The sequence below is a fragment of the Acidovorax sp. SUPP2539 genome (assembly GCF_030158975.1).
Lineage (GTDB): Bacteria > Pseudomonadota > Gammaproteobacteria > Burkholderiales > Burkholderiaceae_C > Paracidovorax.
Map to the genome: position 1 here is coordinate 282,418 of NZ_BQXJ01000003.1, position 14,102 is coordinate 296,519.

The window sequence follows — 14,102 nt, forward strand, 5'->3', positions numbered from 1 at the left end:
GCCCGCCGATTCCCCGTTCCCCTCTTTTTCTCCCCAATGCCCCCCGATGATGGCCGCCATGGATTCCGCTTCCGATCCGCCTGAGCCCTGGTTCCCCCCGCATTCCGGTCCGGTGCCGGCGGCGGCCCCGCGCCTTGTCGGGCTGGCGCCGGTCGTCTCTGCGCGCACCGTAGTGCTGGTACTCGGCAGCTTTCCCGGCGCGGCCTCGCTGCGCGCGGGGCAGTATTACGGGCACCCGCAGAACCACTTCTGGCGCATCCTGCAGGCACTGTGGCCGCAACCCGTGCTGCCCGGGCGTGACGACTACGCCGGGCGCTGCGCCTGGCTGCTGGACCGGGGCCTGGGCCTGTGGGACGTGTACGCCGCCTGCGAGCGCGAGGGCAGCCTGGACACCGACATCCGCAACGCCGTGGTGAACGATTTCCGGGCGCTGCGGGCGCAGTGCCCCCGCCTAGCCGCCATCGCCCACAATGGCGGGGAGAGCTTCCGGCACGCCAAGGCCGTGCGCGCCCACCTGGGGCTGCCGCCCGCGCTACTGGAGGGCGGCGTGCAGTCCCTGCGGCTGCCTTCCACCAGCCCGGCCAACGCCTCGTGGAGCTTCGACAAGAAACTGAACGCCTGGGCTGCCGCCCTGGGCACTTATGGATTGGTGTGACGATTTGACCCGCAAGAAAAACGACAGCGAAGCCCTGCCCGAGGTGAGCGTCTCCGACGATGGCGAGGTGCGCCACCTGCACCTGGGCACGCCGTGGATCCAGGGCTCCATGCGCGTGGCCGAGCCGTTCGAGCTCGAACTGGAATACGTGCAGCGCATGATGGCCTGGCTGCTCTTCGTCGAGCCCGCCAGCGTCACCAAGCGCCACGCGATGCAGCTGGGGCTGGGGGCCGGCGCCCTCACCAAGTTCTGCCACAAGAAGCTGCGCATGTGCGCCACCGCCATCGAGCTCAACCCCCAGGTGCTGGCCGTGTGCCGCGCCTGGTTCAAGCTGCCGCCCGACGGCCCCAAGCTGCGCGTGATCCTGGGCGATGCCGCCGCGGAGATCCGCGACCCGATGTGGCTGGGCACGGTCGATGCTTTGCAGGTGGACCTGTACGACCACGACGCCGCCGCGCCCGTGCTCGACAGCGCCGCCTTCTATGCCGACTGCCGCGCGCTGCTGTCCGAGGACGGCGCCATGACCGTCAACCTGTTCGGCCGCGCCTCCAGCTACGAGCGCAGCCTGGGCAAGATGGCCGAGGCCTTCGGCGCCGACGCACTGTGGGCCTTCAAGCCCACGCGCGAAGGCAACACCGTGGTGCTGGCGCAGCGCACGCCCACGCGGCCCAAGCGCGCCGACCTGCTCGCGCGCGCCGAGGCCGTGCAGGCCCGTTGGGACCTGCCGGCCACCAAGTGGGCGCGCGTTTTCAAGCCGGTGGCCGCATGACGCGGGCCGCTTCGGCCTTCCACCGTGGTGCGTGCTGCTGCAGCAGCCGCCGTACCGCTGCGCTCGCCCTTCCTCTCCTTTGAACGAGGCCCGCCCATGAGCACCGCCACCCCCACCGACACCCCGACGAAGCCCCCTGCCTATACCGGGCCGCTGGAGTGGCGCCGGCTGGTGGACTGGCTGCGGGCCGATGGCGTGATCTCGGCCGAGGAGGCCGCCCGCACCATCGCCCGCTGCTCGCAGGCCGAAAGCCGCCAGCACCCGCTGGTGCGCCTGGCCAACGTGGCCATGGCCCGCGCGAGCGACGGCCGCCCGCTCGATGCCGAGGCGCTCACGCAGTACCTGGCGCAGCGCAGCGGCCTGGCCTACCTGCGCATCGACCCGCTGAAGGTGGACGTGGGCCGCGTGGCCGACACCATGAGCGCCAGCTACGCCGAGCGCCACAAGGTGCTGCCCGTGCAGGTCACGCCCAAGGAGGTGGTGATCGCCACGGCCGAACCCTTCATCGACGACTGGGTGGCCGAGGTGGAGCGCCAGGCGCGCCGCTCGGTGCGCCGCGTGGTCGCCAACCCGCAGGACATCCAGCGCTTCACCGCCGAGTTCTTCGCGCTGGCCAAGTCGGTGCGCGCCGCGCAGAAGGCCGGCGGGGCCTCGGCGGGCAGCAGCTTCGAGCAACTGGTGGAACTGGGCAAGAGCAACAAGCAGCTCGATGCCAACGACCAGGGTGTGGTCAAGGTGGTGGACTGGCTGTGGCAGTACGCCTTCGACCAGCGCGCGAGCGACATCCACCTGGAGCCGCGCCGCGAGCAGGGCGTGATCCGCTTTCGCATCGACGGCGTGCTGCACCCGGTCTACCAGATGCCCATGGGCGTGCTCAACGCGATGGTCTCGCGCGTGAAGCTGCTCGGGCGCATGGACGTGGTGGAAAAGCGCCGCCCTCAGGACGGCCGCATCAAGACCCGCAACCCGCGCGGCGACGAGGTGGAAATGCGCCTGTCCACGCTGCCCACGGCCTTCGGCGAGAAGATGGTGATGCGCATCTTCGACCCCGACAACGCCGTCAAGGACCTGGACGCGCTGGGCTTCGCGCAGCACGACGCCACGCGCTGGGAGGCGCTGGTCAAGCGCCCGCACGGCATCATCCTGGTGACCGGGCCCACGGGCTCGGGCAAGACCACCACGCTGTACTCCACGCTCAAGCGCGTGGCGACCGAAGAGGTCAACGTGAGCACGGTGGAAGACCCGATCGAAATGATCGAGCCCAGCTTCAACCAGACCCAGGTGCAGCCGCAGCTCGACTTCAACTTCGCCGAAGGCCTGCGCGCGCTGATGCGGCAGGACCCGGACATCATCATGGTGGGCGAGATCCGCGACCTCGCCACCGCCGACATGGCCGTGCAGGCCGCGCTCACCGGCCACCTGGTGTTCAGCACGCTGCACACCAACGATGCGCCCAGCGCCGTCACGCGGCTCATGGAGCTGGGCGTGCCGCCCTACCTCATCAATGCCACGCTGCTGGGCATCCTGGCGCAGCGGCTGGTGCGCACGCTGTGCAAGCAGTGCAAGCAAAAGGACGAGGCGGCCTCGGCCGAGGCGCTGGCCGCCGTGGTCAAGCCGTGGAAGCTCAACGGCGGCTACCAGCCCTACAAACCCGTGGGCTGCGTGGACTGCCGCATGACGGGCTTCCATGGCCGCATGGGCCTGTACGAACTGCTCACCGTGAGCGAGGCGCTCAAGGACCGCATCAACCAGGCGCCCTCCATCGACGTGCTGCGCCGCCAGGCCGTGCAGGATGGCATGCGCCCGCTGCGCCTGGCCGGCGCGCTGAGGGTGGCCGAAGGCATCACCACGCTGGAAGAAGTGATGGCGGCCACGCCGCCGATGGAGTAGGCCGTGTCGCCGCGCGCGGCCCCGGCGGGGGCGGCTGCGCGCGCGTTGTCCGAGCCGTGCCGGGCCCTTCATCCACCGCCTGCGGACGCTCTGCCGTAGTGCTCCGGCGCGGCTTTTTCTGAGGCGCCACCCTGCGGTTTTCCCTAGGCGCTGGATAGGTGGAATCCACATCGATCCCGAGTGGACCGGACTGCACAATCGCCCGTCAAGTTCTTGTAAGGAGACGTTTTCGTGAAAATCAAGAGCCAGAAAGATTTCTTTTCGGGCCTCATGTTCATGGGTGTGGGCGTGGCCTTCGCGGTCGGTGCCTCCAACTACAACATCGGCAACGGCGCCCGCATGGGCCCCGGCTACTTCCCCCTGATCCTGGGCATCCTGCTCGCCATCCTCGGCGTGGCGATCACGTTCTACGCCACGGTGGTGGAGAGCGTGGATGGCGACAAGGTCGGCAAGTGGGCGTGGAAGCAGCTGTTCTTCATCCTGGCCTCGAACTTCGCGTTCGGCGTGCTGCTGGCGGGCTTGCCCTCGTTCGGCGTGCCGGCCATGGGCCTGATCGTCGCGATCTACGCGCTGGTGTTCATCGCCAGCCTGGCCGGCGACACCTTCAGTGCCAAGGAGGTGTTCATCCTCGCCACGGTCCTGGCGGTGGGCAGCTACGTGGCTTTCGTGTGGGCGCTGAAGCTGCAGTTCCCTGTGTGGCCCAGTTTCATTTCGGGTTGAGCAGGAGCATCGAAAACCATGGAATTGTTTGACAACCTGGCGACTGGCTTCGGCGTCGCCTTCACGTTTCAGAACCTCATCTACTGCTTCATCGGCTGCCTGCTGGGCACGCTGATCGGCGTGCTGCCGGGCATCGGGCCCGTGGCCACCATCGCCATGCTGCTGCCCGCCACTTATGCGCTGCCCCCGGTGGCCGCGCTGATCATGCTGGCCGGCATCTACTACGGCGCGCAATACGGCGGATCGACCACTGCCATCCTGGTGAACCTGCCGGGCGAATCGTCCTCGGTGGTGACCGTGATCGACGGCTACCAGATGGCGCGCAAGGGCCGGGCGGGTCCCGCGCTGGCAGCCGCCGGCCTGGGCTCGTTCTTCGCCGGCTGCGTGGGCACGCTGATCCTGGCCGCCTTCGCGCCGCCGCTGACCGAAGTCGCCTTCAAGTTCGGCCCCGCCGAATACTTCTCGCTGATGGTGCTGGGCCTGATCGGCGCCGTGGTGCTGGCCTCGGGCTCGCTGCTCAAGGCGGTCGCCATGATCGTGCTGGGCCTGCTGCTGGGCCTGGTGGGCACCGACGTGAACTCGGGCGTCGCCCGCTACAGCTTCGACATCCCTGAACTGACCGACGGCATCAACTTCGTCGTGATCGCCATGGGCGTGTTCGGCTACGGCGAAATCATCGCCAACCTGTCCAAGCCCGAAGACGACCGCGAGGTGTTCACCGCCAAGGTGCACGGCCTCATGCCGACCAAGGAAGACTTCAAGCGCATGATCCCCGCCGTGCTGCGCGGCACGGCCCTCGGCTCGGCCCTCGGTATCCTGCCCGGCGGCGGCGCGCTGCTGGCGGCCTTCGCGGCCTACACCATCGAAAAGAAGACCAAGCTGCAACCCGGCGAAGTTCCTTTCGGCAAGGGCAACATCCGCGGTGTGGCGGCCCCCGAGTCGGCCAACAACGCCGGCGCGCAGACCTCCTTCATCCCGCTGCTGACGCTGGGCATTCCGCCCAACGCCGTGATGGCGCTGATGGTGGGTGCCATGACGATCCACAACATCCAGCCTGGCCCTCAGGTGATGACGAGCAACCCCGAACTCTTCTGGGGCCTGATCGCCTCGATGTGGCTCGGCAACGCGATGCTGATCATCCTGAACCTGCCGCTGATCGGCCTGTGGATCAAGCTGTTGACCGTGCCTTACCGTTGGCTGTTCCCCTCCATCGTGCTGTTCTGCGCGGTGGGCGTGTACGGCACGAACAACAACACGTTCGACGTGTGGCTGGTCGGTATCTTCGGCTTCATCGGCTACCTGTTCCACAAGCTGGGCACCGAACCCGCGCCGCTGCTGCTCGGGTTCATCCTGGGCCCGATGATGGAAGAAAACCTGCGCCGCGCCCTGCTGCTGTCGCGCGGCGACTGGAGCGTGTTCGTGACGCGACCCATCTCCGCCGGCCTGCTGGCTGCCGCCGTGCTGCTCCTCATCATCGTGCTGCTGCCAGCCGTGAAGAACAAGCGCGAGGAAGCCTTCGTCGAGGACTGACCCTCGGGCTGGGTACCCTCTCACGATTGAGAACGACGGCACCTTCGGGTGCCGTTTTTCTTGGGGGCAACCGATGGATACACAACACTTTCCCGGCGATGCCTGGGTCTCGCTAGCATCGATCCGCCAAACCGGCAGCTTCAGGAAAAAGACCCATGACGCGATCGATGCCACGTACTGCCGTGGGTGCGGCCTGTGCTGCCACCTTGTTGATCGTGTGCGAAACCGGGTGGTCGCAGACCTCGGCGGCAGGGGCCGCATCCATCCGATCCGGCGCGTCTGCCATCGCCACGGCTTCCAGCGCAAAGGCCACGGTAGCGGCCAGCGAAACTCGCCCCGTCGGCCTTTGGGCCTCGCAGCCGGTGGCCCCCAACGACACCGTGGTGGTGAGCGCCGCCAACGCCGCGCCGGGCGCCACGGTCCAGGCCCGGCGCCTGGACGACCTGCCACTTGGCAATCCACTGGCCGGTGAACAGAGCAGCGGCGGTGCCTGGGTCGACATCGTGCCGCTGCAGGCCACGGCCCAATCGGTGAAGTTCGTGCCGCCAAACCAGGGCGCGGGGGTCTACGAATACCGCATCCTCGCCAATGGAACGACCGGCCCGATCGCTCAGGTGAATGCCCCCGATGTCTGGTTCGTGCAGGGGGACATGGGCGCGGCGGCGAGCCCCGGCGGCCGGCTGAGCGTGTTCGGCACGGCGCTGGGAGGCCTGTCGTCCTCCGGCAATACGCCCGTCATTGCGCTGGTGAAGGACGATCGGTTGGTGACGACCTTGCAGGCCGAGCCTGTCGAGCCCGCGGAAGCCGCCTTCACCGCCAGCTTCAACGTGCCGGCCTGGGTCGAACCCGGCGCGTATCGGCTGTACTTCCACAACGGATGGGGTGGCCCCGGTGCATGGAAGCGCTTTTCCGGCTTCGGTGCGGGCCCGGACCGTTCCCAGGGGCCTGCCGGGGTCGATGCCATCCAGATCGCCCGGCGCGTCGATTGGCCCCTGGCCGAATGCACCGTGCCCCCTCCCCGGGGAAACGGCCAGCCGGATGACAAAAGCTTCACCGACGCTTTCGCGTGTGCCGCCGCAGGCGGCACCATCGCGCTACAGGCGGGCCGCTACACGCTGTCCAGCCTCTATGCGCAGGGGTTCGGATTGCGCATTCCGAACCATGTGCGCGTGAGAGGCCAGGGCATGGGTGTCACGGAACTGTATTTTCCCGCGGCCACGGACGGCCCCCTGTTGGCAGGAAAGGGCCTGGCACTGAGCCAGGGCGGCTTCAACTACGACTATGGCGAAGCCGTGTACGGCGTCGAGGGCCTGTCGATCATCGCTCCGCTGATGACCCAGGGCGATGCGATCCGGTTCAACCACATGGCGCTTGCCGACAGCGTCTCGACCCCCTACGTCGTCAACGTGAAGATCGACCTGGGCGATGGCAAGCCCAACGATGCCAACGGCATCTTCGCCGCCAAGATGTCCAATGTGCTGGTGCGTGGCAACGACATCCGTGCGGGCTACCCGGTGCAGTTCAACGGCAACGTGTTTGCCGTCACCGTGACGGACAACACGTTCACGTGGTACCACGAGGCGCTGCGCTTCAACCACTTCGCGCAGAACGCCGTCATCACGAACAACACCTTCCGGCAAATGGCGCTGGAGGCGCCGAGGGGCGCGGCAGAACGGTCTTTCGCAGCGCCGTCGTCCGATGTCTACTACGCCCGCAACCGGAGCGAAACGGACCGGCCCCCTTCGGACTCTGTCTGGGGGCTCACGCTCGATGAAGGCAACGGCATCTTCTTCGGCCATGCCGTCGCCGCTTCAGGCACGACGCTCACGCTGGACGGCGACCTGAGAGATCCGAACTCGGCACCCGGCTTTTCCGCGATGGTCCTGTCGGGGCAGGGTGCCGGGCAGATGCGGTATGTGCTTCGAGCACTCGACAACCGCACATTGGTGCTCGACAGACCCTGGACGGTGGATCCCGACGGCACCTCGGTCATCAGCGTGGTGAGCACGCTCGGCCGCATGCTGTTCGTCAACAACGACTATCACGTGAACGGAGGGCAAAACAGCTTCTATCCCTCGGCCGACGTGGTGCAGGCGAACAACCGCCTCGGCGTGGCCGGCGGGGCCGATAGTGCCCTGGTCCAGTCCACCGGTATCTACGAAATGGGCCGAGGGATGATTCCCGGCTGGCACCACCAGATCCTGGGTAACACCATCCGGTACGCAGGCGTTCTGGAAGTGCACGGCGGCAATCCGGCCGGCGTGGGCAACGACGTCTGGTACACGGACCGCATCACGCAGACCAACATCGTTCGCCGAAATACTTTCGTGGACCAGGCACAGGGCTCGATCGAGCTCTGGGATTCGATCGGCAATTCGCTGGTCGAGCACAATGTTGTCCCAGCGCTGCGTCTGCAGAACGCCAGCGCGATGCGCGACACGCTCTTGCGCGGCAATCGGAGCGGCACTGGCGAGCCGCCATCGCTCCAATGGAACCAATCGATTCCAGCCGACGTCAAGGTGGTGAACTGAGCAGAGTCGGAGAACGGTTGAGCGCAGGCCGTGTGGGATGAAGGCACCGGTGCTGCAATGCGTCAAGGCATGATTTCGGCATCGGTCAGCGGTGGACAGTCAGCGCACTCCGGTGGAATGTTCTCGAACACCACGTCGCGCCCTACACGCACCTTGTTCATGGGCGGGTTGAGGTACCAATACAACTGGCCGTTGATCCAGAGGTCCACTACATCGCTGGTGCCCAACAGTGTCCTCGGCTCTACGCGATAAAGCCGAATCACGTGGGGATAACGCATGTCCATGTGCGTTAAACGTTGAAGCCAGGAGGCTTCGTAGTAGTCCAACCGGTACACACGGCGGGGGCTGTAGTGACTTCGATCGTAGGTTGGAGTAACGAAGTACCAGCCCCCGACGATCAAGGCAATCGCGAGAGCAGCCCGTTTTAGAAGAACCCGGTATTTTTTCTTCTCAGGGCATGATTTCGGCATCGGTCAGCGGCGGACAGTCAACGCACTCCGGCGGAATGTTCTCGAACACCACGTCGCGCCCTACACGCACCTTGTTCATGGGCGGGTTGAGGTACCAATACAACTGGCCGTTGATCCAGAGGTCCACTACATCGCTTTCCCCGAGCAGCGTTTCGGGTGCGATCCGATACAGACGCACGAATGACGGCATCTTGAAATTAGGGTGAATGAGGCTTTGCAGTAACGAGGCTTCGTAATATTCCAAACGATAGACGTTGCGTGGGCTGATCGCACTGTGGAACAGTTTGGGTTGGGAGCCGTACCAAAGACCGCAACCCAACGGAACGATCAAAAGCCAGAGCCATTTTTTTCGATATTTCCAAGCCATTGGCATTCCAGTCACCATGAAATTTTTTGCGGGAATGGCAGCCGCACCCGGCGCACATCCGATAACACCATGAAGTCGCCTCCCCTTTGGTGCTTGGCCCGCCAATCGCGAAAGTCCTTGTTTTGAACGACGTACTTGTAGCCCTGAACGGCAGCAGGGGATTCGTCCACCAGCACTTCTCCGAGCGGCACGCTCCACTGGGTACGAACGCCACATTCCACGCCATTGAAGCCCCAGCAGCCCAGCGGTTGTGAAATGAACGATTGGCCATCGTTGAAATCGTAGGCATCGCGCAGATAAAAGCCCAGTTCATTGATTTCGATGGTCGCTCTGCCCATGCCTTGAGGGGTCACCATTCCAGACGCTGCCACGTTGATCTGCGCTTCGCCCATGGCACCATAGAAGTCATCCATGGGATCGCTCCACTGGCCGAAAGCCAGGTAATTCACCTGACAGGTGTCTTCGAGTATTTTGGCGGGCTGGGCCAAGTTGCCAAAACGCCAGCATTGGTGACTGCGTCCACGACTCTCCTGTTTTACACGGTCTTTCAATTGCGCAATTCCTGCCGGGCTCGCCCATTTCGCTTGCAAACGGGCCATTGCAGCCTGCACACGCGCAAAGCCTAAAGCCCACGCCATGGAGACGGTATTCTCGTCAAGCTGCGTCGAGGGCAAATAACTCAAACGCTGACCTGCCACGCTGCCTTTGACTTGCGGGGTCATCTGGTACGCCGCACCGTTGAACCACCGCTCCATCAACGCCGCCGCCACCGGCCACCCCAAGCGCGAGCGCATCACCGATGGAATGTCCCGCAACTGGAACAGGCGGGTGGCATATTGCGGCGCATTCTTGCGCCCGAGCACGGACCGCAGGGCTTCCTGCGGCGCCTTCAGAAGATCGACCATTGACCCTGACTCCCCTTGTTTTTCAGTCACGCTGAGGCTTGCGTGAACGGGGCGGATTATGGCGAAAAAATGGCTTGACTCCACCAGCGTTGCTGTATGGATGGGTTGCAATGCGTAACCGTTAAGCAAATTATCTTGGTGCTCGAGGAGCCATCCCGCACCGCCCGCAATGCCGCCGCAAAGCACTGCGACTTCGCCGGTATCGCCGATCGCGGGGCGGGCCGCGCACAGGGCCGATGGCTGTGCCGCCACCTGCGTGCGACACTGAATGAATGCGCACCCGGCCAACGCACCGGGCTGCCCAACCCGCCGAATCCATGCAGCAGTCCACACCCCCCGATACCGCGCGCTCCACGGCCCCTGCCGTCGAAGCGTCCGCTTCCGTTCCAGTGCAGCCCTCGGGGCCTTTGCCCGCGCCGAATGCCGGCGTGGCCGCCGGCATGGCGCTCGCCCTGGTCGGCGCCATCGCCTTCAGCGGCAAGGCCATCATCGTCAAGCTGGCCTATCGTCACGGCGTGGACGCGGTCACGCTCATCATGTACCGCATGCTGTTCGCGCTGCCGATCTTCGCGGCCATGGCGTGGTGGGCCAGCCGGGGCAAGGCGCCGCTCACGCGCCGCGACTGGGCGGGCGTGGCCTGGCTGGGGTTCACGGGCTACTATCTGGCGAGCTTTCTCGACTTCGCCGGGCTGGCGTACATCAGCGCCAGCCTGGAGCGGCTGATCCTGTACCTCAACCCGACCCTGGTGGTGGTGCTGGGCTGGGTGCTGTATCGCCGCAGCATCCGCTGGGGGCAGATGCTGGGCATGGCAATCAGTTACTGCGGCGTGGTGCTGGTGTTCGGGCACGAGGCGGGCCTGCAGGGCGCGTACGTGGCCTGGGGGGTGCTGCTGGTGTTCCTGTCGGCCGTGAGCTATGCGGTCTACCTGGTGTACAGCGGCGAGATGGTCAAGCGCATCGGCTCGCTGCGCCTGGTGGGCCTGGCGACCACGGTGGCGTGTGTGTGCTGCCTGCTGCAGTTCGCAGTGCTGCGGCCGCTGGGCGCGGCGGTGGTGGCGCCCGAGGTGCTGTGGCTGTCGTTGCTGAACGCCACGCTGTGCACGGCGGTGCCGGTGCTGCTGGTGATGATGGCCATCGAGCGTGTGGGTGCGGGCCTGGCCGCGCAGGCCGGCATGGTGGGGCCGCTGTCCACGATCCTGATGGGGGTGTGGCTGCTGGACGAGCCGTTCACGCTGTGGGTGGCTTCGGGCACGGCGCTGGTGCTCACGGGCATCTTCGTCTTCACCCGCATGGCGGCGCGCAAGCCCGCGGGCTGAGGCCCTGCCGGGCCGGTGCATGGCGCAGGGCATTCCCCTTGCCCGGCGCTGGCGCGCGGCGCTTCGTATCATGGTCCTTCGATCGCTGGCGCACCGGGAGCAGGGCGCCTTCGGTACCTCTTGGTGTGATTCGCAACGGGCCGGGCGCGCCGGCCGTGAAAGGAGACTATGGACCTGGGTATTGCCGGTAAATGGGCGTTGGTGTGCGGCGCCAGCAAGGGATTGGGGTATGGCTGCGCCGAGGCGCTGGTGCGCGAGGGCGTGAACGTGGTGATCAACGCCCGCAACGCCGAGGCGCTGGAACAGGCCGCGGCGCAGTTGCTGGCCGCGGCGGCCAACGAGTCGGCCACGCTGGCGCACAAGCACCCGCAGCCGGTGGTGCTGGCCGTGGCGGCGGACATCACCACGCCCGAGGGCCGGGCCGCCGCGCTGTCGGTGGAGGGCGGGCCCGGGGCGGCGTTCGACATCGTGGTCACCAACGCGGGCGGTCCGCCGCCGGGCGACTTCCGCGACTGGGACCGCGATGCCTGGATCAAGGCGGTGGATGCCAACATGCTCACGCCGATCGAGCTGATCAAGGCCACGGTGGACGGCATGGCGGCACGGGGCTTCGGGCGCATCGTCAACATCACGTCGAGCGCGGTGAAGGCGCCCATCGACATCCTGGGCCTGTCCAACGGCGCGCGCAGCGGCCTCACGGGCTTCGTGGCGGGCGCCTCGCGCAGCTCCATTGCGGCGAAGGGCGTGACGATCAACAACCTGCTGCCGGGCAAGTTCGACACCGATCGCCTGTCGGCCAACATCCAGGCGACCGTCCAGAAGACCGGCAAGAGCGAAGACGATGTGCGCCGCGCACACCAGGCGGCCATTCCGGCCGGCCGCTACGGCACGCCGCAGGAATTCGGGGCGATCTGCGCGTTCCTGTGCAGCGTGCAGGCGGGCTACCTGACGGGGCAGAACGTGCTGGCCGACGGCGGGGCGTTTCCGGGCACGTTCTGACGCGAAGAGGGCCGCCTTGGGGGCGGCAGGCCCTTCAAGTCCGCGACTGGGCCCCGGCCGCCGCGCCGGATGCCCTTCGCCGCCGCTCGCCCAGGCGCAGGCCAAGCACCAGGCTGGCGAGGAACACCGCGAGCGCCAGGTACGCCTGCAGGTAGTAGCTCCAGCCCTGCTCGGCATACAGGTAGGGCCCGACGTCGGTGGAGTGGATCTCCAGCAGCAGCCCGGCGAACCACAGCGCGGGCACCACCGCCAGCGCCGCGCCCAGCCACCGCCGCCAGGCCATGCCCGCCATGCACACGGCGGAGGCGCCCAGGGCCACGGCCCAGATGTGCCAGAGGGCCGGCGTCTTGTCGCTGACTTCGGCCAGGGCGAGGCCCGGCATCAGCGCCAGGGCAAGGAGGGCGGTGGTGCGGGCCTTCATTCGGCCGGGTAGCGGACGGTGAGCGGGATGTAGCATTCGTGCAGGCCCCCCAGTTCGCTCTTGAGCTTCTCGACGAACTTGTCGATGTGCACGGTCAGGTCGATGCAGCCGGCGCTGCCCGGCGTCGAGCCGCCGTGGATGAAGAAGCCGCCGCGCCCGTAGGTCTCGGTGTCGGGATAGGGGTGGATGGTCAGCCGGAAGTTGCCCCAGGCCGCGCGTGGCGAGCGGTACAGGTTCTTGAGCCAGTTGTTGGCCCACATCTCGGACGGCTGGATCCAGTAGTCCCCTTCGGGGATGGGCCCGGCGTTTCGGGTCTTCTGCCATTCGGTGGAGTAGTCGAAGTGGCCGTTCTTGGGCTTGCCGGACACGGCGGGCAGCGCGAGGACGGATTGCGTGCCCGTGCCGCGCAGGACTTTTCCGTCGAATTGCAGTGCGATTTTCGATTGCAGGCATCCGGGGGCGTGGGGTCGGCTGCGCTCCAGGGCGTAGGGATCGGACATGGCGGGGTGAAAGGGTTGGCGCCGCGCAAAAGGAGCATGCGCAACGGGCAGGGCGCCCGGGTTCAGCGCGGCCGGCCGATTCTAGGAGGGGGTTCTGCCGTGCCCCGTGCGTTTTTGTAATGCCGGGTGTCGGGACGTATCGCACGCCGCACACCGAACGTGCGCCCGCTGGCGCGCTACACCGACCAGGTGCGCGGCCGCTGCGCCGCCATGCCCCAGCACTGTGCACGCCAGGCCGCCCACACGGCCTGCAGCAGGCCCATGGCGGGCTCCACCACGGGCGCGAGCACCCGCACCACCACCACGTTCGGATGGGGGCTGGTGGCGCCGGCCGTGGCGGCCAGCGGGTGCCCGTCGATGGCGGCGCGGGCGGCGTCCAGCGCGCCTTCGCGCCGCTCCCGAGTCAGGGCCTCGCCGGCGATGAAGAAGACCGACGCCATGCAGCGGTGCCCCGCCAGGCCCAGCGGGCCGTCGAGCAGCAGCCGGTCCGTCGAGTCGATGCGGCCGCGCTCCAGCCACACGCCCGGCACCTCGATGTGCTGGGTGAAGCGGCCCGATTCGAATGGTTGCCCTGCGTGGGGCAGCCCGAGCGCGGTGACGTCCCAGCCCAGGCATTCGGCGCCCGGGGCCACCTCCAGCGTGAGCCGGTTCTCGGCCTGGCAGGCGTTGTAGCAAAGGGCTTCGAGCGGCAGCCATTCGAGCCGCGCGCCGGGCGCCAGCACGGCGTGCGTGCGCTGCAGCGCGGGGGCACCGGTGGATCGGTAAAAGCGCGTGGCGCCGGGGGTGGTGACCAGGCCGTGCGCGCCGGCCGCGACGGTGGTGCGGATGTCCAGCGTGTCGCCCCCCACCAGCCCGCCGGGCGGATGCACCAGCACGTTGTGGCACACCGCATCGCCTTCGGGGTACAGGCTTTGCAGGATGCGCAGCGGGCCGCCGTGTTCGAAGCGCGCCACCGTGCGCTCGGCCTCTCGGCGGTAGTCCAGTTGCAGGTGGGCGTGCCAGGTCATGCGGTTGCTATCAAATCGTGAG

The 14,102-nt window shown here is 67.0% G+C and carries 14 protein-coding genes; 8 read left to right on the forward strand and 6 right to left on the reverse strand.

Going from position 1 to position 14,102, the window contains the following annotated elements:
* Nucleotides 1–58 precede the first annotated feature (58 nt).
* The 6 genes from AVTE2539_RS12585 (at nucleotide 59) to AVTE2539_RS12610 (ending at nucleotide 8,095) form a co-directional block, all read left to right on the forward strand.
* On the forward strand, nucleotides 59–655 hold the full coding sequence (locus AVTE2539_RS12585; RefSeq protein WP_284411048.1) for a DNA-deoxyinosine glycosylase: 597 nt from the start codon (nucleotides 59–61) through the stop codon (nucleotides 653–655).
* On the forward strand, nucleotides 642–1,424 hold the full coding sequence (locus tag AVTE2539_RS12590; RefSeq protein WP_372588158.1) for a class I SAM-dependent methyltransferase: 783 nt from the start codon (nucleotides 642–644) through the stop codon (nucleotides 1,422–1,424). The genes AVTE2539_RS12585 and AVTE2539_RS12590 overlap by 14 nt, the downstream gene beginning before the upstream one ends.
* 96 nt (nucleotides 1,425–1,520) lie before the next feature.
* On the forward strand, nucleotides 1,521–3,314 hold the full coding sequence (tfpB, locus tag AVTE2539_RS12595; RefSeq protein ID WP_284411050.1) for a type IV pilus assembly ATPase TfpB: 1,794 nt from the start codon (nucleotides 1,521–1,523) through the stop codon (nucleotides 3,312–3,314).
* Nucleotides 3,315–3,545: 231 nt separating this feature from the next.
* Complete coding sequence (locus tag AVTE2539_RS12600; protein ID WP_284405161.1) at nucleotides 3,546–4,034, forward strand: tripartite tricarboxylate transporter TctB family protein; 489 nt, start codon at nucleotides 3,546–3,548, stop codon at nucleotides 4,032–4,034.
* Nucleotides 4,035–4,052: 18 nt separating this feature from the next.
* On the forward strand, nucleotides 4,053–5,564 hold the full coding sequence (locus tag AVTE2539_RS12605; RefSeq protein ID WP_284396834.1) for a tripartite tricarboxylate transporter permease: 1,512 nt from the start codon (nucleotides 4,053–4,055) through the stop codon (nucleotides 5,562–5,564).
* Between the two features lie 155 nt (nucleotides 5,565–5,719).
* Nucleotides 5,720–8,095, forward strand: coding sequence for a hypothetical protein (locus tag AVTE2539_RS12610; protein WP_284411052.1), 2,376 nt, complete (start codon nucleotides 5,720–5,722; stop codon nucleotides 8,093–8,095).
* A gap of 62 nt (nucleotides 8,096–8,157) precedes the next feature.
* Here the strand turns inward: AVTE2539_RS12610 and AVTE2539_RS12615 are convergent, their stop codons facing one another.
* From AVTE2539_RS12615 to AVTE2539_RS12625, 3 genes are read right to left on the reverse strand one after another with little or no spacing between them, the layout of a single operon-like run.
* Nucleotides 8,158–8,565, reverse strand: a complete 408-nt coding sequence (locus AVTE2539_RS12615) for a hypothetical protein (RefSeq protein ID WP_284411054.1) — start codon at nucleotides 8,563–8,565, stop codon at nucleotides 8,158–8,160.
* The gene (locus AVTE2539_RS12620; RefSeq protein ID WP_284411056.1) at nucleotides 8,546–8,950 is read right to left on the reverse strand and encodes a hypothetical protein; all 405 of its coding nucleotides are present in this window, start codon (nucleotides 8,948–8,950) and stop codon (nucleotides 8,546–8,548) included. The genes AVTE2539_RS12615 and AVTE2539_RS12620 overlap by 20 nt, the downstream gene beginning before the upstream one ends.
* Nucleotides 8,944–10,089, reverse strand: a complete 1,146-nt coding sequence (locus tag AVTE2539_RS12625; protein ID WP_349817206.1) for a DUF6402 family protein — start codon at nucleotides 10,087–10,089, stop codon at nucleotides 8,944–8,946. Before AVTE2539_RS12625 ends, AVTE2539_RS12620 begins: the two co-directional genes overlap by 7 nt.
* Before the next feature lie 188 nt (nucleotides 10,090–10,277).
* Here AVTE2539_RS12625 and AVTE2539_RS12630 point away from each other — a divergent pair, with 188 nt between their 5' ends.
* Both AVTE2539_RS12630 and AVTE2539_RS12635 read left to right on the forward strand, forming a co-directional pair.
* Nucleotides 10,278–11,153 carry a DMT family transporter gene (locus AVTE2539_RS12630; RefSeq protein ID WP_272569612.1) on the forward strand — a complete coding sequence of 292 codons (876 nt, stop codon included), beginning with the start codon at nucleotides 10,278–10,280 and terminating at the stop codon, nucleotides 11,151–11,153.
* 168 nt (nucleotides 11,154–11,321) lie between these two features.
* Nucleotides 11,322–12,152 (forward strand): SDR family oxidoreductase, encoded by an 831-nt coding sequence (locus AVTE2539_RS12635; protein WP_284411059.1) that lies wholly within the window; start codon nucleotides 11,322–11,324, stop codon nucleotides 12,150–12,152.
* A 34-nt stretch (nucleotides 12,153–12,186) separates the two neighbouring features.
* Here the strand turns inward: AVTE2539_RS12635 and AVTE2539_RS12640 are convergent, their stop codons facing one another.
* The 3 genes from AVTE2539_RS12640 to AVTE2539_RS12650 all read right to left on the reverse strand — a co-directional run bounded on the left by AVTE2539_RS12640 (nucleotide 12,187) and on the right by AVTE2539_RS12650 (nucleotide 14,080).
* Nucleotides 12,187–12,573, reverse strand: coding sequence for a hypothetical protein (locus AVTE2539_RS12640; RefSeq protein WP_284411060.1), 387 nt, complete (start codon nucleotides 12,571–12,573; stop codon nucleotides 12,187–12,189).
* Nucleotides 12,570–13,073, reverse strand: a complete 504-nt coding sequence (locus AVTE2539_RS12645; protein ID WP_284411061.1) for a tlde1 domain-containing protein — start codon at nucleotides 13,071–13,073, stop codon at nucleotides 12,570–12,572. The genes AVTE2539_RS12640 and AVTE2539_RS12645 overlap by 4 nt, the downstream gene beginning before the upstream one ends.
* 176 nt (nucleotides 13,074–13,249) lie before the next feature.
* Nucleotides 13,250–14,080 (reverse strand): urease accessory protein UreD, encoded by an 831-nt coding sequence (locus tag AVTE2539_RS12650; protein ID WP_284411063.1) that lies wholly within the window; start codon nucleotides 14,078–14,080, stop codon nucleotides 13,250–13,252.
* Between the last annotated feature and the right edge of the window lie 22 nt (nucleotides 14,081–14,102).

Coding starts and splice junctions, on each gene's coding strand:
- AVTE2539_RS12585 (WP_284411048.1), top strand. CDS start 59: ATGGATTCCGCTTCCGATCCGCCTGAGCCCTGGTTCCCCCCGCATTCC.
- AVTE2539_RS12590 (WP_372588158.1), top strand. CDS start 642: ATGGATTGGTGTGACGATTTGACCCGCAAGAAAAACGACAGCGAAGCC.
- tfpB (WP_284411050.1), top strand. CDS start 1,521: ATGAGCACCGCCACCCCCACCGACACCCCGACGAAGCCCCCTGCCTAT.
- AVTE2539_RS12605 (WP_284396834.1), top strand. CDS start 4,053: ATGGAATTGTTTGACAACCTGGCGACTGGCTTCGGCGTCGCCTTCACG.
- AVTE2539_RS12610 (WP_284411052.1), top strand. CDS start 5,720: ATGACGCGATCGATGCCACGTACTGCCGTGGGTGCGGCCTGTGCTGCC.
- AVTE2539_RS12615 (WP_284411054.1), bottom strand. CDS start 8,565: ATGCCGAAATCATGCCCTGAGAAGAAAAAATACCGGGTTCTTCTAAAA.
- AVTE2539_RS12620 (WP_284411056.1), bottom strand. CDS start 8,950: ATGGTGACTGGAATGCCAATGGCTTGGAAATATCGAAAAAAATGGCTC.
- AVTE2539_RS12630 (WP_272569612.1), top strand. CDS start 10,278: ATGGCGCTCGCCCTGGTCGGCGCCATCGCCTTCAGCGGCAAGGCCATC.
- AVTE2539_RS12635 (WP_284411059.1), top strand. CDS start 11,322: ATGGACCTGGGTATTGCCGGTAAATGGGCGTTGGTGTGCGGCGCCAGC.
- AVTE2539_RS12640 (WP_284411060.1), bottom strand. CDS start 12,573: ATGAAGGCCCGCACCACCGCCCTCCTTGCCCTGGCGCTGATGCCGGGC.
- AVTE2539_RS12645 (WP_284411061.1), bottom strand. CDS start 13,073: ATGTCCGATCCCTACGCCCTGGAGCGCAGCCGACCCCACGCCCCCGGA.
- AVTE2539_RS12650 (WP_284411063.1), bottom strand. CDS start 14,080: ATGACCTGGCACGCCCACCTGCAACTGGACTACCGCCGAGAGGCCGAG.